Origin of the sequence: Streptomyces sp. KPB2 (assembly GCF_003950055.1) — a bacterium.
Classification (GTDB): Bacteria; Actinomycetota; Actinomycetes; order Streptomycetales; family Streptomycetaceae; genus Streptomyces; species Streptomyces salinarius.
Map to the genome: position 1 here is coordinate 7745610 of NZ_CP034353.1, position 19099 is coordinate 7764708.

Consider the following 19099-nt stretch of genomic DNA (forward strand, 5'->3'; position numbering starts at 1 on the left):
GGTTCCGGGGCTGTTAGCCTGCGCGCATGTCAGACCTGGAACCCGTCGCCTGGCCGCCCGAGCCGATCAGGACGGGCCGACTCGTGCTCCGTGAGTCCGAGGCCCGGGACCGTGCGGCGTTCATCGAGCTGCTGGCCTCGCCGGAGGTGCACACCTACCTCGGCGGCCCCCGCCCGCCGGAGGAGCTGGAGCGCGAGGTGCCCGGGCTGCCGGGGCGGTGGCCCGGGTGTTTCGTCGTCGAACTCGACGGGGCGATGATCGGCGAGATCCTGCTCCGGAGAGCGCCCGAGCACCAACGCCCGGCAGCCGTGGGGAAGATCGATCTCGGCTACCTGTTCCTGCCGCGGGCCTGGGGTCTCGGGTACGCCGGCGAGGCGTGCGCGGCGGCTCTCGACTGGCTCGACGGCGCCCTTCCCGGCGAGCCGGTGGTGCTCACCACGCAGACCGCCAACACTCGCTCGATGCGCCTCGCCGCGAAGCTGGGGTTCACCGAGGTCGAGCGGTTCCGGGCTTGGGACGCCGAGCAGTGGCTGGGCCTGCGGTCCCCGGCCGTACCGTCCCCCTGAGCCGGACGCGGTGCGAGCGGGCGGCAGTTGGCCCCATGACGTGCGGCTCTGTGTGAAGCTTTGCCCATGAGTGATCCGAGCGAAGAAGTCAGGGCCAGACTGCAGACCGATCGTCCGCACTCCGCCCGTGTCTGGAACTATCTGCTGGGCGGCAAGGACAACTACCCGGTCGACAGCGAGGCCGGTGAGGTCATCCTGACGACGTTTCCCGAGTTCGCCGCCGTCGCGCGGGTGCAACGACGGTTCCTGGCACGCGCGGTGGGCTTCCTGGCCGGCGAGGCCGGTGTCCGGCAGTTCCTCGACATCGGCACGGGACTGCCCACAGCGGACAACACGCACGAGGTGGCCCAGCGCATCGCGCCGGAGAGCCGCATCGTGTACGTGGACAACGACCCACTCGTCCTCACCCACGCCCAGGCACTGCTCACCAGCAGTCCGGAGGGCGCCTGCGCCTACGTCGACGCCGATGTCCGGGACCCCGAACGGATCCTGGCCGAAGCCGCCAAGACCCTGGACCTCAGCCGCCCGGTCGCGCTGACCATGCTGGGGATCATGGGGCAGATCTCCGACGCCGAGCGTCCCGCGGAGCTGGTGAGCACCCTGCTGGCGGGGCTGCCCCCGGGCAGCTACCTCGCCCTGAGCGACGGCACCAACGGCAACGAGGCGCTCAACCGGGCGGTCGAGGCCTACAACGGGCAGTCGGCCAACACCTACCACCTGCGGTCCCCGCAGGAGATCGCGGCCTACTTCGCCGGACTGACCCCGGTGGATCCGGGAGTCGTGTCCACGGCCACCTGGCGCCCGGACACCGACCGGCCCGAGGAGCCCACGGCCGACGTGTCCGTCTGCGGAGTCGCCCTCAAGCCCTGACACGCTCCTTCACCGGGCGCGGACCGGTGTGCGGGCCGATAGGCTGCGTCACCGCGACGTCGATCGGAGTCCACCCGTGAGCCACCCTCGTCTGGGGATCGCCATCCTGACCCTGGGCAACCGGCCCACCGAGTTGCGGGCGCTGCTGGACTCGGTGGCCGGGCAGACCCGGCCGGCCGCGCGCGTCGTGGTCATCGGCAACGGCAGCCCGCTGCCCGAGCTGCCCGCGGGCGTGGACGGAGTGGAACTGGCGGAGAACCTGGGCGTGTCCGGCGGCCGCAACGTGGCCGTCGAGCACCTCCGGGCCTACGGGGACGTGGACGTCGTCGTCGACCTGGACGACGACGGACTGCTCGTCGACCCGCACGTGTTCCAGACGCTGGCCTCGATGTACGAGGCCGATCCCCGCCTGGGGATCGTGTCGTTCCGCATCGCCGACGAGCGCGGCCGCACCCAGCGCCGGCACGTTCCCCGGCTGCGGTCGAAGGACCCGCTGCGCGGTGGTGAGGTGACCACGTTCCTGGGCGGCGGACACGCGCTGTCGATGCGGATGCTGGACCGGATCGGCGGCTGGCCGGACGCCTTCTTCTTCACCCATGAGGAGACCGACCTGGCGTGGCGGGCGCTCGACGACGGGTGGCGGGTGGTGTACGAGCCGTCGCTGCTGCTGCAGCACCCGTGGACCTCGCCGGCGCGGCATGCCGTGTACTACCGGATGACGGCCCGCAATCGGGTGTGGCTGGCCAAACGGCACCTGCCGGCGCCGCTGGTACCGGCCTATCTCGCGGCGTGGACCCTGCTGACCCTGGCGCGGACCCGTTCGTGGGGCGGTCTGCGGGCATGGGCGGCCGGGTTCGCCGAAGGGGTCCGGGTGCCGGGCGGTCCGCGTCGGCCGATGCGGTGGGCGACCGTGGCCCGGATGACACGTCTGGGCCGCCCTCCGGTCGTCTGACCGCCCTGCCGGCCGGGGGACGGCGGTGCCGGATGGCGGACGCTTCCGGCCAGGGCGGGGCTCCGGACGGGTCCGGGGCCCCGCCGCGGGTCAGCTCGTCGGGAAGTTGTCGGCGGTGCTGATCCGGCTCTTCAGCAGCGTGCCGGACTCGGTCAGCACGGCGCTGCTGCTGAAGTCGGAACCGTTGCAGGTGCCCGGCTTGAACGCGGCGCTGCCCTCGTCGGCGTCGGAGAACGTCCAGTTCGCATAGCTGATCTTCAGCTGGTCGAGCAGGTCCAGCCATGCGATGCTGCTCGCCCGGTCCACCGCGCCTCCGCCGGTGGCGCTCACCGTGCCGAACTCGGTGACGAACAGGGGCAGTTGCGAGGCCGCCCGGCTCACCGTCGCCCGGTAGTTGTCCTTGTGGCTCGCCGCGTAGAAGTGGAACGCGTACATGATGTTGGCCGCGTTGACGGGGTTGTTGACCACCTCGCTCTCGTTCGAGCCGTCCGAGACGCCCAGCGAGGACCAGCCGCGGGTGCCGACGATCACGACGGCGTCCGGGTCGGCGGCCCGGATGACCGGGATGACCTGCTCGGCGTAGTTCTTGACGGCCGCCCAGCTCACGCCGTTGGGCTCGTTGGCGATCTCGTAGATCACGTTCTTCTTGTCCGCGTTGCGCGCCGCGACGGAGGAGAAGAACGTCTTGGCCCGGTCGAGGTTGTAGTTCGGATCGCCCGGCGTGAGCGTGTGGAAGTCGATCAACGCGTACATGCCGCGTGCCTCGGCCATGTCGACCAGGCGGTTCACCTGGCGGGTGAACCCGTCCGGGTCGGTCTCGTAGCCGTCCTCCTGTACGTACATGGCCACGCGGAGCAGGTCCGACTTCCAGTCGTCGGCCAGCGCGTCCAAGGACGCGTCGCCGTAGCACGAGCCGAACCACTGGATGCCGTGCGTGCTCATGCCGCGCAGCTGTATGGGACGGTCGTACTGGTTGCACAGGTGCACACCGCAGACGTGCAGTTGTCCGTTGACGTCGGCGGGGGTCCCGGTCGCGGGCGGGTCGGTCGGGGGGTCCGTCGGGTCGGTGACGGACCCCGTGCAGGCCACGCCGTTGAGACTGAAGGACGTGGGCGCAGGGTTGGAGCCCGTGAAGGATCCCACGAAGCCCAGGTCGGTCGTCGCGCCGGTGGCCAGTGTGCGGTTCCAGTCGACGCCGGTGGCGGTGACCGCGGAACCCGACTGCGACCAGGTGGCGTTCCAGCCCTGGACGACCTTCTGGCCGGTGTCCGGCATCGTGAACCCGAGCGTCCAGTCGCTGACGGGATCACCCAGGTTCGTGACCTTCACGCCGGCTTGGAAACCGCCCGCCCACTGACTGGTGATCGTGTACTCGGCCGAGCAACCGGTGGCCGCCTGGGCCGGGGGCCCGGCGAGCACGGTGAGACCGACGACCGATGCGCCGGTCGCGAGTAGGGCCAAAAGGCGTTTCAACGCGAACCTCCTTCGATGACGTGCACATGACAGATGACAGGACATATGGGAGCGCTCCCAAAAGGCCTTCGGCCGGAGACCGTACACCCGTGTGCCGATGTGCGACAGGCATGGCGTCGTCGAACCCTTCCTCCTCGCCCACCGCTTTCGGCCATCACGACACGCGCGCCCGGGCCGGCCTCGCGCGGCAGCGTCCGTCCGGGCCCCGCCGGTACGCAGCCGTTCGACGGTGTAGGTTCCGTGAGCCAGGGGGCGTCGAACGAATCAAGGTCAAGCCGGGGGAGACGCGGTGCACACACTCAGGACAGCACTACTGCCGACGCTCGCCCTGCTCGTGCTGACGGCAGCGTGCTCCTCCTCCGACGGCGCGGACGAGCAGCTCCTGACCGCCCGGCAGGAGAAGTACTGCCGCCAGCTCGGGGCGTGGCAGAAGGCTCGCGACGCCGCGCGCACGACCGAGGCCGAGTCGTCCGGGTACGACGAGGTCGAGGGCTTCGCGCAGCTCGCCCTCCTCACGGCGCGGCCTCTGCGGGACGAGTCACTCGGAGACGGGCGCACGCTGGGGGAGGCGACGGCCCAGGCCATGGACAACGGTGACGCGGAGGCGGAGGGACGTGTCGTCGAGTACTGCGCGGACGCCGGCTTCGAGACGCTGACACGCTGAGCCCGCCGGAGGCCTGACGGGCCGCTACCGCTCCCCGGGACCGCGGGCGACCGCGGTCCCACGGTCAACTCCCCGTCGTATCCTCCGCGTCGCGGACCACAAGCGCGACCTGGACCCGGTTCTCCACCGCCAGCTTGGCGAACAGACTGCCGGTGTGGGCCTTGACCGTCGCGACGGTGATGCGCAGCCGCTGGGCGATCTGCGCGTTGCCCAGCCCGTCCGCGATGGCCCGGGCGGTCTCCCACTCCCGTTCCGTCAGCACGGACAGCCGCCGGCGTGCGGCCTCGCGGGTACGGTCGCGCCCGTGCGAGGAGCCCGGGCCGGTGGCCGCGGCGATCACTCGCGCCGTGGCCGCCGGGGACAGCGCCGGGTTGCCGTCCGCGACGGTGCGCACCGCGTCGAGGATGCGTGGGGGAGGGGTGTCCTTGAGGACGAAGCCGTGCGCCCCGGCACGCAGCGCGCCGAGCACCAGGTCGTCGGAGTCGAAGGTGGTCAGCATCAGCACCCGGGGCGGCGCGGGCCGGGCGAGCAGCTCCCGGGTCGTGTCCAGACCGTCCCGTCCCGGCATCCGTACGTCCATCAGCACCACGTCGGGCCGCTGCTCGTCCACCACGGCGAGAGCGGCGTTCCCGTCGGCCGCCTCACCCACGACGGTCAGGTCCGCTTCGCCGTCGATGACGAGCCGCAGGGCCATGCGCACCAGCTCCTCGTCGTCGACGACGACGATCCGGACCGGAGCGGCAGCGGGAACCGGAGCGGGGCGGCCGTCCACTCATGTCCCCCTTTCATGGTGGTGGGCGGGGCCTTTCGGCCAGGGCAGTCGTGCGGTGAGGACGTATCCGCCGTCGGGCGTGGGGTGGTGGCCGAGTTCGCCGCCGGCGACGGTGATCCGTTCGCCGAGGCCGAGCAGCCCGAAGCCGGAGGCCGGCGGCCGTGCGGGGCGCGGCGGAGCCGGTCCGTTGCGGACGCCGATGTCGAGGGTGCCGCCCGCCGCGCCGTCGAGGGTGACCCGCACGACCGCGCCGGGGGCGTGCTTGGCGGCATTGGTCAGCGCTTCCTGGACGATCCGGTAACAGGTCCGTCCGACGCCGTCGGGCGGAGTCGCGGTCACGGTGCTGGTGAGCCTGACGTCGAGCCCCGAGGCGCGGGTGTCGGCCACCAGGTCGGGAACACGGTCGAGGGACGGCTGCGGGGGCTCCGGACGACCGGGGTCGGCCCGGAGCACGCCGAGGACCTCTCGCAACTCCTCCAGCGCCTGGTGGGCCCCCTCGGCGATACCGCGGACCAGGACCCGGTTCTCCTCGGCCGAAAGGTCACCGCGGTGGTCGAGGACCCCGGCCTGCATGGCGACCAGGGAGATGCGGTGGGCGAGGACGTCGTGCATCTCGCGGGCGATCCGGTTCCGCTCCAGGGCTCGTACCTGCGCCGCCCGCGCGCTCTGCTCCCGTTCCGCGCTCTCCGCCCGTTCACGCAGCGACCGCACCTCGACCCGCCGCGCCCCGACCGCCATGCCCGCGGCCACCGCGGTCCCCGCCGTCAGCGCCGGCACCACGACCTGGACCCACCACATCGAGCCGGCCGACCCCTGCACCGGGTAGACCTCGCCGGCCAGCCGTGAGGCGGTCACGTAGGCCAGGACGGCGGCCCCGATCTCCACCGGACGGCGGCGGGTGGCGACCGAGCACAGGGCCAGCAGCGCGGCGCCCGTGGCGAGCGCCGACACGCTCGAGGCGACCGTGACGGCCACGGCGACCGGGACGGGCCACCGCCGCCGCCACGGAAGGACCGCCAGACAGCCCAGGCCCACCAGCGGATCGCCGACGAGGACCCAGGCGCCCGGGTCGCCGAAGCGGCTCCGCATCAGCGCGGCGGTCGAGAGCCAGAGCGGCAGGCTCACGACCGCCGCCACCGCCAGCCGCCATGCGTGCTGCCACGCCCCGGACCGCGGCACAACCTCCGTGTTCACCACGCCATTGTCGCCACACCGCGCGGCCGGCGGATCCGACCGAAGACCGAGACGCCTTGGACCCAGGTCCAACCGGAGCCTCTCCCAAGGTCGGAGGCGGAACCGGTCGGCCGGGCCGATGTGCGGACCGCCCCGGCCGAACAGACTCGATCAGGTACCGGTCAAGCCCCCACAGGAGGCACCCCATGCGCAGAAGTCTGTCCCTCGCTCTCACCGTGGCCACGTTGGCCGTGACCGCCCTGCCGGCGTCGGCGGTCTCGTCGGGGGCCGCGTCTGCGCCGGGCAGCCTGAAGTGGGGCCCGTGCCCCGAGGATGCCGCCCCGCCCCGCCTGCAGTGCTCGACCCTGGAAGTCCCGTTGGACTACCGCGCCCCGAACGGCCGCCGGATAGAGATCGCCGTCTCCCGGCTGCCGAGTGAGAAGCCGTCGCGGCGGCGTGGCGTCCTGGTCACCAACCCGGGCGGCCCCGGCGGCCCGGGCCTCACCTACCCGGCTCTCCTCGCCGCTTCGGGCCTGCCGCAGAAGGTGCTCGACACCTACGACATCATCGGCTTCGACCCCCGCGGCGTCGGCCGCAGCACACCGGTGACCTGCGACCTGACGCGGGAGCAGCAGTGGCGCGGCAACTTCCCGCCGTACGCGCACACCGCGGCCGACGTCGCACGGGCGGCCGGGCCCGCGCGGAAGATCGCCGAGCAGTGCCTCGGCTCGCCGACCGCGTGGATGCTGCCGCACACGACCACCGCCAACACCGCGCGCGACATGGACCGCATCCGGGCGGCCATGGGCGAGCGCAAGCTGTCGTACCTCGGCGCCTCCTACGGCAGTTACCTCGGCGCGGTCTACACGACGCTCTTCCCGCGGCGCGGCGACCGGATCGTACTCGACAGCAACCTGGGGCCCGGCGGCTACGACATCACGGCCATGCGGTTGTTCGCCCGCGGGCTGGAAGACCGCTTCCCCGACTTCGCCGCGTTCGCCGTCGCGCACCCCGAGTACGGTCTGGGCTCCACGCCGGCACAGGTCACCGCCAAGTTCTACGCACTCGCGGAGCGGCTGGACGCGAATCCGGTCCAGGACGTCGACGGGGCGGCCTTGCGCGGCTACACCTTCGAGAGCCTCTACGCCGACGGCTCCATGCCCCGGCTCGCCGAGTTCTGGCAGGCCGTCGACACGGGCCGGCCGCTGCCGCTCCCGGAGCTGCCCGCGAACCTGGAGAACACCATGGCCTCACGCTTCGCCGTGGTCTGCGGTGACTCGCGCTGGCCGAGGGGGATCGGCCGGTACCAGCACAACGCCGCCGTCGACCGGCTCAAGTACCCCATGCTGGGCGGTTCCACGGCGAACATCAACCCGTGCGCGTTCTGGCCGCGCAAGCGGATCGAACCGCCGGCGCGCATCACCGACCGGGGGCCGTCCAACGTGCTGATGCTGCAGAACGAGCGCGATCCCGGCACCCCACTGGCGGGTGCCGGGGAACTGCGGCGGGCCTTCGGCGGGCGGGCCACGATGGTGACGGTCGACCAGGGCGGCCACGGTGTCTACCCGTACGGCCGCAACACCTGCGCCAACGAGGCGGCGACCCGGTTCCTGACCACCGGGGAACGTCCCGCACGTGACCTCGCCTGCCCGGCGGGACCGAGCAGGTGAACGAGTGAGCCGGTGAGCCCGGTGGCCACCCGCACGTCGAGGCGCACCCGGTTCCACCCGGTTCTTGGCGAACCCCGGCACCTCGCACCAGAAGCGAGCGAGACGCTCGGGTTCCGCGCAGTCGATGGTGACTTGGAACCCCCTGATCGCCGACACCGGCGCACGCTGCCAAGGGCACCGGCCGGGTTCCACAGAGCAGTGGTCGTCTCGCCCGGCCCCCCGGGTGCCGGGGGTGGGACCACACGGCACTTCAGCCGACGCGTCGCACCGTGAACTCGTTGCCGTCCGGGTCGAGCATGAACGCCCGGCCGCGGCCCACCTCGCGGGCACCGGCGGCGTGCCTCGCCCCGAGTGAGAGCAGGCGGTCGGTCTCCGCCTCGAAGTCGGCGTCGGCGGCGAGTGCGAGTTCGAGTTGGAGCCGGTTGGTGCCGGACTTCGGTGCCACCGGGGGACCACCCCAGGTGATCTTGGTGCCGCCGGCCGGGGACTGGATCGCGGTCTCCTGGTCCTGGTCCCAGACCAGCGGCCACCGCAGCGCCTCACTCCAGAAGTAGCCGACTTCCCGCGTGCCGTCACAGGCCAGTGCTCCGACGGTGCCGGTGCCGGCCAGGAAGTCGTTGCCCGCCGCGACGACGCAGAACTCGTTGCCGTCCGGATCGGCGAGCACCACATGTCCCTCTTCCGGGAGTTGGCCCACGTCGATGTGTCTACCGCCCAGTCGCAGCGCCCTGGCCACCGTTCGCCGCTGGTCTTCCGGGGACGTGCTCGTGAGGTCGAAGTGCGCCCGGTTCTGGCCGGTCTTGGGTGTTGCGTCCGGCAGGAACCGGATGCGGAACCCGGCGCCGTCAGGAGGCAGCACGGCGAGGCCGTCGCCCGCGTCGGTGGCCGACTCCCAGCCCAGGACGCCGGACCAGAAGCGCGCCAGGTCCGCGGGCAGGGAGGTGTTGAAGCAGATCGCGAACAGTTGACTGGTCATACGCCGCGCAACCTCGATCCATCACGTTGATCCATGACGTTCGTACCCGGAGCTCCGGCCCACGAGAGGCCCGTGCGGTGACACGCCCGCCCCCTGCCGCGCAGCCTAGGGGTGGCCGCCCCGTACCCGCATCCGAGTTTCCCGCACGTGCCATGGACCGGCGTCCCGCCCTGAAGCCGTAGGGTCGGACCGGGCACGGGACGACGAGGCCCGGGGAGGAACACGGTGGCCCGGACGGGGACGACGGCGGTGCTGGCACTGGTGCCGGACGCCGAGCCGCTGCTGCGGTCGGCCGCCGAGGTGGACGGGGCGGCGGTGCGGCCGGGCGTGCCCGCGCACGCCGCGCTCCTCTACCCCTGGCTGCCCGCCGACGAGGTGGGGGAGCCGGAGCTGCGCCGGCTGCGGTCCGCCCTGCCGGCCGGCCCGATCCCCGTCCGTCTGTCCGAGGTCGCGCGCACCGGCGGCTTCGTCGGTGTCCCGGTGCCCGGCCTGAGCCAGGTGGCCGACTCCGTGCGCACGGCGTTTCCGGCGCAGGTGCCCTACGGCGGCCGGTTCGGCCCTCGCCCGCCGGTGCACGTCACCGTGGCCCTGGACGTGACCCCGGGGGCCGCCGCCGTCATCGCCCGCCGCACCGCCGCCGTGCTGCCCATCACCACGGTGATCAGCGCCTTGCACGTGGTCGGCCTCACGCCCGCCGGCTGGCGGGGTCTCGCCGAACTGCCGCTCGGGCACCAGCAGTAGGGGCACGCGCGGCGGGCAACTTCCGGGTGCCCGCGACCGGACCGCCGGACCTCGGTCCGGTCCCGTCGAGCACTGCGATCCGGCCAACCTCCCGCCGTTTCACACCCCTTGGACAACCGGGCAGCCGACCGGTCCCTCTCACAGCGCGAGCACAGCAACAACGTGCCCGCCTGCTTCCTTCCCACAGCACCCCCCAAGCATCAGAAGGACGAGGGATCGATGACCAGAACGCGCACCACCCGGCTGCGGCGTCCGCTGCTCGCAGGCACCACGGCCGTCGCCGCGATGGCCGTGACCGCCTCACTCGTGGCCGCCACCGCGGAGCCGGCGAAGGCGGCGACGGGGCCGGAACTGAGCCTCATCGCCGCCACCGACTCACTCACGCTCACCTCCTGGAAGGAGGACCCGGGCGTCTACCTCGACCTCGGCACCTACCTCACGGCGGACGGCAGGCCGTTGGAGCTGAAGGTGACCCGGAAGTCCTACAAGGACCCGGTGACCATCACGCAGACCGTGTACGCGGGCGGAAAGGCCAGGGCCAAGACACTGCCCAAGGGCACGGTGAAGGACTTCTCCGGACTGCCCGGCTTCGCGGAGATCACGGTCACCGACAAGGCGGGCAGGAAGGTCCTCAGCAGGACCGAGGACTTCTGCCCGAACAACGCCAGCGGCCGGGTACGCCCGGACGCGCCCGCCACCTCCAAGTATCCGGAGAGCTGCCCCACCAACCCGTTCACCCTCGGTTCGGTGTGGGGCGTCGAGAAGGGCTGGGCGGCCAACACCTACGGGGGTTCCTACACCGAGCCCGTCGCACTGGCGGCCGGGACGTACACCGCCAAGGTCGGCGTCGCCAAGAAGTACCGCGACCTGTTCGGCATCGCGAACAAGCCTGCCACCGTCAAGGTGACCGTGGTGGAACGGAGTTACGAGGACGACCAGGGCGCCGCCGGAGCGGCCGCGTCCCGGTCCGCGACGGCGAGCGAGCACGCCGGTCACGTGGCCGCGCACCAGGCCCCGGACGCGCATGCGGACCACGGGCCGGGGCACGCCCCGACACCCGCCCAGGCCGCCGCGCCGGTCACGAGCGGGGCGGGTCCCTCGTACAACGTGGGCCACGGACCGCTCAGGGCGGCGCCGCCCGCCCTGCCGTGGGCGCTGAAGAAGCAGGCCGCGCGCTCCATGCCGGTCGGCGACAAGGGGGGCCAGACCGACGGTTCCCGCAAGGCCCTGGCGCTCCAGCCGCTGTCGAAGCGTCCCACCGGCAAGGCCTCCGTCCCGGACGTCCCCAAGCCCGACCTGCGTTCGCTGCCGGCCTACGGCATCGTCGTCACCGACGGGGAGAAGGACATCCCCGGCAAGGACTACCTGGCCTTCAGCGCCAACGTGTGGAACGCCGGTCCGGCGCAACTGGTGGTCGACGGCTTCCGGTCGCCCGGCAAGGCCAAGATGGACGCGTACCAGTACTTCTACGACGCCAAGGGCAAGCAGGTCGGCTACACCCCGACCGGCACCATGGAGTGGGACCCGCGTCCGGGGCACATGCACTGGCACTTCACCGACTTCGCCAGCTACCGGCTGCTGAAGGCGGACCAGAAGGAGGCCGTGCGCAGCGGCAAGGAGGCCTTCTGCCTGGCCAACACCGACGCGATCGACTACACGGTGAAGAACGCCAACTGGCACCCGTACAACACCGATCTGTCCACCGCGTGCGGTGAGGAGAACTCCATCTCCGTCCGCGAGGTGCTCGACGTCGGCTCCGGCGACACGTACTCACAGGACCTGCCGGGCCAGTCCTTCGACATCACGGACGTCCCCAACGGCACGTACTACATCCAGGTGCTGGCCAACCCGGAGAAGCGGCTCAAGGAGACCAACCTCGACAACAACAGCGCGCTGCGGAAGATCGTGCTCGGAGGCAAGCCGGACGCCCGGACGGTGACCGTACCGGCCCACGACCTGGTGAACGCGAACTGATTCGATCCCCGGGGGCGCCGGCGCCCCGGGCCGAAGCGCCGACGGCCACCAGCGGGTGGCCGTCGGCTCCGGCGCGGCCTCGACCGTGCCGTGGTCACCCGGCCAAGTCGCCGCACACCTCGGCGACCAGCCCGTCGGCGTCGTCCAGTGCGGCAGCGAGCGTGTCCGGCTCCGTACCGAGCACGGAGAACAACGCGTGCGCCCGCCCGGCGAAGTCCGCGGGGGCACCGGCAAGCTCCGCCGCGGCCCGCACCGCGCCCTTCTCGTTGAGCACCCAGCGCCCGGCATGCGCGTGGAGTGCGTGCACGAGGAGCCCGACCGCACGGAAGAGGCAGCCGGCGACGTAGAAGGTGTCACCGCGGGCGGCCCCCTTGCGCGCGCCGGCCAGGATGAACGGAGCCTCCCACCGGGCGTTGTGGATGAGCGCCCGGCGCAGCGGCTCCGGATAGACGCGGGTCTGCTCCCGCAGGGCTCGAAGCTCGCCACTGGGATCGGCGAGAACGCGTCCCAGCGCGACCTCACCGGCGTAGGCGTGGGAGTACACCCCCAGAGGATGGCCCGGCTGGGCGCCGACCTCGAACCGCCCGGCCCGGCACTGCCGCCAGACGCGGTGCACCCGGTCCATGTCGCGGTAGATCCAGTCGACGCGATGCCCGTCGACGGTCAGCCAGCCACCACCGTCGACCCACGGCCCCCAGCCGCCCGGCTCGGTGACCTCCACCGCCTCGCCGGTCAGCTCGGCCGCCAGCAGACGCAGCGCGGCGGTGTCCAGCGGCGGCCGGTAGTACAGGCCCAGGTCGTAGTCGGAGCCGGGGCCGTGCGTCCCCGTCGCCCGGCTGCCTCCCAGGCACACCGCGACGACGCCCTCGACGCCGACGAGTCGATTCGCGATCTCCACCAAGCGATCCACGAGCCACAGTCTGTTGGGGAGAGCCGCCCGACGCGACCGATTTACGACGCGCACCGGCGCGTTGCCGCAACGTCGTCCCGGCCGGTGGCGGAGCATGTCACCCATGCTGTCCGGTCTCCTGGCCCGATTGGTCAAACTGCTGCTCGGGCGCCACGGCAGTGCGCTCCACTGGAGGGCCGCGGCCGCCGCGACGGTCGTCCTGTCGGTCGTGCTCCTGGCGGGTTCGTACGGCGCCGTCCTCGCCGAGCGCGGCGCGCCGGGGGCGCAGCTGACCACGTATCCGAGGGCCCTGTGGTGGTCCGTGGAGACCGCGACGACCGTCGGCTACGGCGATCTGTATCCCGTGACCCTGTGGGGACGGCTCGTGGCCGTGGTGGTGATGGTCGCCGGGATCACCGCCTTCGGTCTGGTCACCGCCGCGCTGGCCACCTGGTTCGTCGGAAGGGAACAGGAGCGCCGGGGCCATCTGGTGCGGCACACCGAGCGGGCCGCCGAGGAGGTGTACACGGAGGCGACCCGGGCGCTGCACGAGCGTTTCGACCGGCTGGAGCGGATGCTCGACGACCACCGATGAGTGTCCGGCGGCGCGCGGTCCCTCCGTCGCACCCGCGACGGAGGGAGCACACCATTGCTGCACAGCCAACCGCATCGAAGATCAAGGACAGTCGAGATCATGTCTGAACGAGCGACGGAATCCGTCCTGCGGTCCCCGGGGATACCCCACCTGCTGACCGTGATGCTCTTCTGCTTCGCCGGATTCGCCCTCCTGCTCCCCGTCTCACCGGCCTGGGCCGTCGACGGCGGCGCCGACGAGTTCGGGGCCGGGCTCGTCACGGCCGTCCTCATGGCAGCCACCGTCCTGGCCCAGATGTGCGTCCGAACGGCACTGCGCACCCTCGGGTGGACCCGCACCCTCGCCCTCGGCGCTTGCCTGCTCGGCGTGCCCGCCGTCCTGCAGAGCCTCAGTGACCATCTGCTGCCCATCCTGCTGACGACCGCCCTGCGCGGTGCGGGCTTCGGCATCGTCACCGTCTGCGGCTCCACCGCCGCGGCCGCCCTGGCCCCGCGCGGTCGCCAGGGGGCGGCCATCGGCCTCTACGGACTCGCCGTCGCGCTGCCCCAGGTCGTGCTGACCCCGGCGGCGCCCTGGCTGACGGCGACGTTCGCCCTCCCCGTGATCATCGCCTGTGGGGTGCTCCCGGTTCTCGCGCTGCCCTGGACCCGCGCCCTCGGCCGTGCCGTCGAAGCCCGTACCAAGGAGCCGGCCGCACAGGGCGGCCGTGTGGAACGTCCCGCCCGCGTGGCCACGGTGCTCCGGCGCATCCTGCTCCCGCTCGCCGTCCTGCTCCTGGTCACCGCGGCCGGGGGAGCGGTCCTCACGTTCGCCCCGCAGTTCACGAACACTCCCACGCTAGCCGCCGCGGGGCTGCTCGCCCTCACCGCCACCGCCGCGGTGGCCCGCTGGGGCTGCGGAGAACTCGCCGACAGGATCGCCCTGCGGCCGATCATCGCCGTCCTGGCCTCGACCGCCTGTGCGGGACTGGCGCTGATCGCCCTGGCCGTCGGCCCGGACGGCGCGCCCGTCCTCCCCCTGCTCACCGGGCTGCTCCTGCTGGGAGCCGCGTACGGAGGGCTGCAGAGCCTCACGCTGGTACAGGCCTTCGACCTCGCGGGCGCGGAGAACCGCCACACGACGTCGGTCGCGTGGAACATCGGCTACGACGCCGGCACCGGGCTCGGCTCCCTCGCGCTGGGCCTGGCGGCGCAGGCGGCCACCTTCTCCATGGGCTTCGCCCTCATGTCCGCGGTGATGGCAGCCACGGTCCTCGCGGTGGCCCTCACTCCGACGCCCCTTCCCGGGTCTCCGGCCACCGGCCGCCCCGGTACGCAGGCGAGCGGGCGCCGCCCGTCCACCACCCGGCCGCGGAAACGGCCGTAGGGGCACGACCGTCCCGGTGCGGGCCACCGAGCCGCCGCCGCCCCGACCGACAGGCAAGGCGAGACGTATCGTCTTGCCAATGTCGTCGCCCTGGCGTACCGTCCTCCCCATGGGTTCCCTGTGAGATCACCGGCGCCGACGGCGTAGAGCACCGCTCCGCCGTCGCGGCGCCTCGCCGTGCAGCCATCCACCCCGATCCGGCCGGGCCATCACGGGCGCGGCCAGGAGGGACCCGACCTTGCACACCTCACAACTCACCCTCAGCCACGTCACCAAGCGCTACCCGGGCCGAACCGTTCTGGACCAGGTCTCCTTCTCCCTGAAACCGGGTGAGAAGGCCGGACTGATCGGTGACAACGGCGCCGGCAAATCCACCCTCCTCAGGATCCTCGCAGGCCGGGAGCGCCCCGACAGCGGTGAGGCGACGGTGACCGCCGCCGGCGGAATCGGCTACCTGCCGCAGACCCTCCCGCTGCCCCCGACGGCCACCGTCCAGAACGCCGTCGACCTGGCCCTCGCGGACCTGCGGGCCCTGGAGGCCGAACTGCGCCGGGCCGAGCAGACGCTCGGCGAGGGCGAGGACCCGGCGGCACTCGCGGCGTACGCCGTGCTCCTCGCGCGCTACGAGGCACGGGGCGGCTACGACGCCGACTGCCGCGTGGACATCGCGCTGCACCACCTCGGCCTACCGGCGCTTTGCCGTGAGCGCCGGCTCGGCACCCTCTCCGGGGGCGAACGCTCCCGTCTGGCGCTGGCCGGCGTCCTCGCCGGCCGCCCGGAGACCCTGCTCCTGGACGAGCCGACCAACGACCTGGACGACCACGCCGTGGAATGGCTGGAGGCGCAACTGCGGGCGCACCCCGGCACGGTGCTCGCGGTCACCCACGACCGTGTCTTCCTGGAGCGCCTGACCACCACGGTGCTGGAGGCCGAGGCGGGGAACGTCACCCGCTACGGCGACGGGTACCCGGGCTACCGTACGGCGAAGGCGGCGGAGCGCCGCCGACGGCTCCAGGAGTACGAGGAGTGGCGCTCCGAACTGGCTCGCAACGAGGACCTGGCCGTCGGCCACGCCGTCCGGCTCAACGCCATCCCGCGCAAGGCGTCCCTGGCCAACTTCGGCCACGGCGGCTTCCGGGCCCGGGGCCGCGCACACGGAGCGATGGCCCGCATCCGCAACGCGCGCGAGCGGGTCGAGCGACTGACCGTCAACCCGGTGGCGCCGCCGCCCGATCCGCTCGCCTTCACGGCGCGTGTGCGGACGGCGGAAGACGTCGCGACGGACCCCGGGACCGCCTCCGCGGAGCTGCCCGCCGTACGGCTGTCGGGTGTACGCGTGGGTGACCGCCTGCGCGTGGGTTCCCTCGTCCTCGGCCGCCGGGGCCGCCTTCTCGTCACCGGCCCCAACGGCGCCGGCAAGACGACGCTGCTGAAGCTGCTCGCCGGTGAAGTACGGCCGGACGAGGGCTCGGTACGGGTGCCGGGCCGGGTGGGTCATCTGCGCCAGGAGGAGACACCGTGGCCGCCGGACCCGAGGGTGGTCGAGGCGTTCGGGAGCGGCCGGGTGGGCGGTGCCGACGAGCACAGCGCCGCCCTGCTCGCCCTGGGCCTGTTCCGCCCGGCGGAACTGCACCTGCGCATGGGCGAGTTGTCGTACGGCCAGCGCCGCCGCGTGGATCTGGCGCGGCTGGTCTCGGAGCCCGCCGATCTCCTGCTGCTCGACGAGCCGACGAACCACCTGTCACCGGCGCTGGTCGAGCAACTGGAGGAGGCGTTGACCGAGTTCCCGGGCGCGGTCGTACTGGTCACGCACGATCGCGCGCTACGGGCCCGCTTCCGGGGCGAGCACCTGGAACTGCCGGAGACCGTCGCTCGCCCCCGCAGGCCCAACGGACGCAGGAGCGGAAACCCGCCCTTGGCCCAAAGAGCCCGGGTGCGCCGCCCATGAGGAAGAACAGGCGCTCGTCGTCCCGGTCGCCGTAGACGGCGAGGCAGACGTCGAGAGCACCGGGGCACGGGGCGGACCGGTTCGGGCCGCACCGCCGCGGTTACCGCAGCCAGATCCAGGCCAGGGCGTGCAGTCCCGTGGTGGACGCCAGCGCGACCGTCACCCAGCCAGCGTGCCGCCTGAGCAGGGCACGGCGCAGTTGGAGATAGCGTCCCTCGTACTCCTGGCGCAGCTCCCCGGTCCGGGTCACGGTCGCGCTGAGCATGGCGCGCACCAAAGTGATCCGATGGTCGACATAGTGCCGTGTGAAGTCTTCGGCCTGGGCCGTGGTCATCCACGGCATCCGGTCGCACAGCGTCCGTGCCTCGGCGCGGGCTTCCTCGTAGTAGGCCTGCGCCCGCAGGAATCCCTCCGCCTGCGTGGCGATGGTCGCGGCGTCGCCCACGGGCGGGCGCGGGCGCCGACCGCCGGTCATGACCGTTCGCCTTCGTGGCCTGCCGCGTCGATGACGTCACGCTGGCCGGTGTTCTCCTTCTGGTCCAGTGACGTGAGGTCGAAGTGGTGCAGGTCGAAGGCGGGCGATTCGGAGCGGATGCGGGGCATGGTGCAGAAGTTGTGCCGGGGCGGCGGGCAGGAGGTCGCCCACTCCAGCGAACGGCCGAAGCCCCACGGGTCGTCCACGCCGACCGGCTTGCCGTACTTGGCCGTCTTCCACACGTTGTACAGGAACGGGAGCATGGACAGTCCCAGCAGGAACGAAGCGATGCTCGAGACCGTGTTGAGGGCGGTGAAGCCGTCGGAGGCAAGGTAGTCCGCGTAACGGCGCGGCATGCCCTCGGCGCCCAGCCAGTGCTGGACGAGGAAGGTGCCGTGGAAGCCGACGAACAGCGTCCAGAACGTCATCTTGCCGAGGCGCTCGTCGAGCATCTTGCCGGTGAACTTCGGCCACCAGAAGTGGAAGCCGGCGAACATCGCGAACACCACGGTCCCGAACACCACGTAGTGGAAGTGCGCCACCACGAAATAGGAGTCGGACACGTGGAAGTCGATGGGAGGCGAGGCCAGCAGTACGCCGGTCAGCCCGCCGAAGAGGAAGGTGACCAGGAAGCCGGTGGCCCACAGCATGGGCGTCTCGAAACTGAGTGACCCCTTCAGCATCGTCCCGGCCCAGTTGAAGAACTTCACACCGGTCGGGACCGCGATCAGGAAGGACATGAAGGAGAAGAACGGCAGCAGCACGCCCCCGGTCACGAACATGTGGTGGGCCCACACCGTCACCGACAGACCTGCGATGGCGATGGTCGCCCCCACGAGGCCCATGTAGCCGAAGATCGGCTTGCGGGAGAAGACCGGGATGATCTCCGTGACGATGCCGAAGAACGGCAGCGCGATGATGTACACCTCTGGATGCCCGAAGAACCAGAACAGGTGCTGCCACAGCAACGCGCCGCCGTTGGACGAGTCGAAGATGTGGGCACCGAACTTGCGGTCGGCCTCCAGCGCGAACAGGGCCGCGGCCAGCACCGGGAAAGCGAACAGGACCAGCACAGCGGTCAGCAGCACGTTCCAGGTGAAGATCGGCATACGGAACATGGTCATGCCCGGCGCGCGCATGCAGACGATCGTGGTGATGAAGTTGACCGAGCCGAGAATGGTGCCGAAGCCGGAGAAGGCCAGGCCCATGATCCACAGGTCACCGCCGATCCCGGGCGAGTGCTCCGCGTTGGACAGCGGGTTGTAGGCGAACCAGCCGAAGTCCGCCGCGCCCTGCGGTGTCAGGAACCCGGCCACCGCGATGAGCGAGCCGAACAGGTACAGCCAGTAGGCGAACATGTTCAGCCGGGGGAAGGCGACGTCCGGCGCGCCGATCTGCAGCGGCATGATCCAGTTGGTGAAGCCCGCGAACAGCGGCGTCGCGAACATCAGCAGCATGATCGTGCCGTGCATCGTGAACGCCTGGTTGAACTGCTCGTTGGAGAGGATCTGCAGACCCGGCCGGGCCAGTTCGGCGCGCATGAACAGCGCCATCACTCCGCCGATCAGGAAGAACGCGAACGACGTCGCCAGGTACAGGGTGCCGATCGTCTTGTGGTCCGTGGTCGTCAACCACTTGATCACTACGTTGCCGGGCGTCTTGCGCGCAAGAGGCAGTTCGTCCGCGTAATTTTCGCCAGCTGCGGGGCTGTGAGGCCCTTCGACGGTGGTCACAGCGAGCATGCCTCCAGAAACTCTGCGTCAGATTACGAGGGCATTCTCGTCGCGCGAAGCGCAGCGTGACGCCGAAGGCAATGGACACGCGGGACGACGCGCGCTCTTTGCACTCGAACGGGCCAGCGGCGCATCCGGCGGCCGCCGGCGTGCACCCGGCCCTTCCGGCCCCTCGGTCGAGGTGCGCGCGGGCTCGGCAAGTGTTGGCATCGATAACATTCTCTGCCATATTTCCAGCTACGCACGGGCGAGAAGCCCTGCAA

Annotated in this window: 17 protein-coding genes and 1 pseudogene; 10 read left to right on the plus strand and 8 right to left on the minus strand. The window is 71.7% G+C overall.

Features of this window, described 5'->3' with window-relative positions; all coding sequences use genetic code 11:
* Positions 1 to 26 precede the first annotated feature (26 nt).
* The 3 genes from D1J63_RS35100 (at position 27) to D1J63_RS35110 (ending at position 2388) form a co-directional block, all read left to right on the plus strand.
* Positions 27 to 566 (plus strand): GNAT family N-acetyltransferase, encoded by a 540-nt coding sequence (locus tag D1J63_RS35100; protein WP_164713116.1) that lies wholly within the window; start codon positions 27 to 29, stop codon positions 564 to 566.
* A gap of 66 nt (positions 567 to 632) precedes the next feature.
* The gene (locus D1J63_RS35105) at positions 633 to 1436 is read left to right on the plus strand and encodes an SAM-dependent methyltransferase (RefSeq protein ID WP_125634609.1); all 804 of its coding nucleotides are present in this window, start codon (positions 633 to 635) and stop codon (positions 1434 to 1436) included.
* Between the two features lie 76 nt (positions 1437 to 1512).
* A complete protein-coding gene (locus tag D1J63_RS35110; protein WP_125634611.1) occupies positions 1513 to 2388 on the plus strand; it encodes a glycosyltransferase in 876 nt (291 codons plus the stop codon).
* A 90-nt stretch (positions 2389 to 2478) separates the two neighbouring features.
* Here D1J63_RS35110 and D1J63_RS35115 read toward each other — a convergent pair whose 3' ends face one another.
* The gene (locus D1J63_RS35115; protein ID WP_164713117.1) at positions 2479 to 3861 is read right to left on the minus strand and encodes a cellulase family glycosylhydrolase; all 1383 of its coding nucleotides are present in this window, start codon (positions 3859 to 3861) and stop codon (positions 2479 to 2481) included.
* Between the two features lie 289 nt (positions 3862 to 4150).
* Here D1J63_RS35115 and D1J63_RS35120 point away from each other — a divergent pair, with 289 nt between their 5' ends.
* Complete coding sequence (locus tag D1J63_RS35120) at positions 4151 to 4525, plus strand: hypothetical protein (protein WP_125634615.1); 375 nt, start codon at positions 4151 to 4153, stop codon at positions 4523 to 4525.
* Positions 4526 to 4589: 64 nt separating this feature from the next.
* Here the strand turns inward: D1J63_RS35120 and D1J63_RS35125 are convergent, their stop codons facing one another.
* A complete protein-coding gene (locus D1J63_RS35125; protein WP_125634617.1) occupies positions 4590 to 5297 on the minus strand; it encodes a response regulator transcription factor in 708 nt (235 codons plus the stop codon).
* On the minus strand, positions 5298 to 6491 hold the full coding sequence (locus D1J63_RS35130) for a histidine kinase (RefSeq protein WP_164713118.1): 1194 nt from the start codon (positions 6489 to 6491) through the stop codon (positions 5298 to 5300).
* A gap of 185 nt (positions 6492 to 6676) precedes the next feature.
* On the opposite strand from D1J63_RS35130, the gene D1J63_RS35135 reads away from it, so the two are divergent.
* Positions 6677 to 8140 (plus strand): alpha/beta hydrolase, encoded by a 1464-nt coding sequence (locus tag D1J63_RS35135; protein WP_125634620.1) that lies wholly within the window; start codon positions 6677 to 6679, stop codon positions 8138 to 8140.
* Between the two features lie 69 nt (positions 8141 to 8209).
* On the opposite strand, the pseudogene D1J63_RS37410 reads toward D1J63_RS35135, so the two are convergent.
* A pseudogene (locus tag D1J63_RS37410) lies at positions 8210 to 8296 on the minus strand (VOC family protein); the annotation flags it as partial.
* Between the two features lie 94 nt (positions 8297 to 8390).
* Positions 8391 to 9116: a VOC family protein gene (locus D1J63_RS35145; protein WP_125634622.1), complete on the minus strand. Its 726-nt coding sequence runs from the start codon at positions 9114 to 9116 to the stop codon at positions 8391 to 8393.
* A gap of 225 nt (positions 9117 to 9341) precedes the next feature.
* On the opposite strand from D1J63_RS35145, the gene D1J63_RS35150 reads away from it, so the two are divergent.
* Both D1J63_RS35150 and D1J63_RS35155 read left to right on the plus strand, forming a co-directional pair.
* Positions 9342 to 9857, plus strand: coding sequence for a 2'-5' RNA ligase family protein (locus D1J63_RS35150; RefSeq protein ID WP_241235644.1), 516 nt, complete (start codon positions 9342 to 9344; stop codon positions 9855 to 9857).
* A 219-nt stretch (positions 9858 to 10076) separates the two neighbouring features.
* Positions 10077 to 11831 (plus strand): lysyl oxidase family protein, encoded by a 1755-nt coding sequence (locus tag D1J63_RS35155; RefSeq protein ID WP_125634624.1) that lies wholly within the window; start codon positions 10077 to 10079, stop codon positions 11829 to 11831.
* Between the two features lie 94 nt (positions 11832 to 11925).
* On the opposite strand, the gene D1J63_RS35160 is transcribed toward D1J63_RS35155, so the two are convergent.
* Complete coding sequence (locus D1J63_RS35160; RefSeq protein WP_241235645.1) at positions 11926 to 12741, minus strand: nucleotidyltransferase domain-containing protein; 816 nt, start codon at positions 12739 to 12741, stop codon at positions 11926 to 11928.
* A 94-nt stretch (positions 12742 to 12835) separates the two neighbouring features.
* On the opposite strand from D1J63_RS35160, the gene D1J63_RS35165 reads away from it, so the two are divergent.
* From D1J63_RS35165 to D1J63_RS35180, 3 genes are all read left to right on the plus strand, one after another.
* Entirely contained in the window at positions 12836 to 13315 is a 480-nt protein-coding gene (locus D1J63_RS35165) for a potassium channel family protein (protein WP_125634626.1), read from the plus strand.
* Positions 13316 to 13414: 99 nt separating this feature from the next.
* Positions 13415 to 14680 carry an MFS transporter gene (locus D1J63_RS35170; RefSeq protein WP_125634628.1) on the plus strand — a complete coding sequence of 422 codons (1266 nt, stop codon included), beginning with the start codon at positions 13415 to 13417 and terminating at the stop codon, positions 14678 to 14680.
* A 238-nt stretch (positions 14681 to 14918) separates the two neighbouring features.
* Positions 14919 to 16628, plus strand: a complete 1710-nt coding sequence (locus D1J63_RS35180) for a TlrC/CarA/OleB/SrmB family ABC-F type ribosomal protection protein (RefSeq protein WP_125634630.1) — start codon at positions 14919 to 14921, stop codon at positions 16626 to 16628.
* A gap of 100 nt (positions 16629 to 16728) precedes the next feature.
* Here the strand turns inward: D1J63_RS35180 and D1J63_RS35185 are convergent, their stop codons facing one another.
* Positions 16729 to 17103 carry a hypothetical protein gene (locus D1J63_RS35185; protein WP_125634632.1) on the minus strand — a complete coding sequence of 125 codons (375 nt, stop codon included), beginning with the start codon at positions 17101 to 17103 and terminating at the stop codon, positions 16729 to 16731.
* Positions 17100 to 18845 (minus strand): cytochrome c oxidase subunit I, encoded by a 1746-nt coding sequence (ctaD, locus tag D1J63_RS35190; RefSeq protein WP_125634634.1) that lies wholly within the window; start codon positions 18843 to 18845, stop codon positions 17100 to 17102. Before ctaD ends, D1J63_RS35185 begins: the two co-directional genes overlap by 4 nt.
* Between the last annotated feature and the right edge of the window lie 254 nt (positions 18846 to 19099).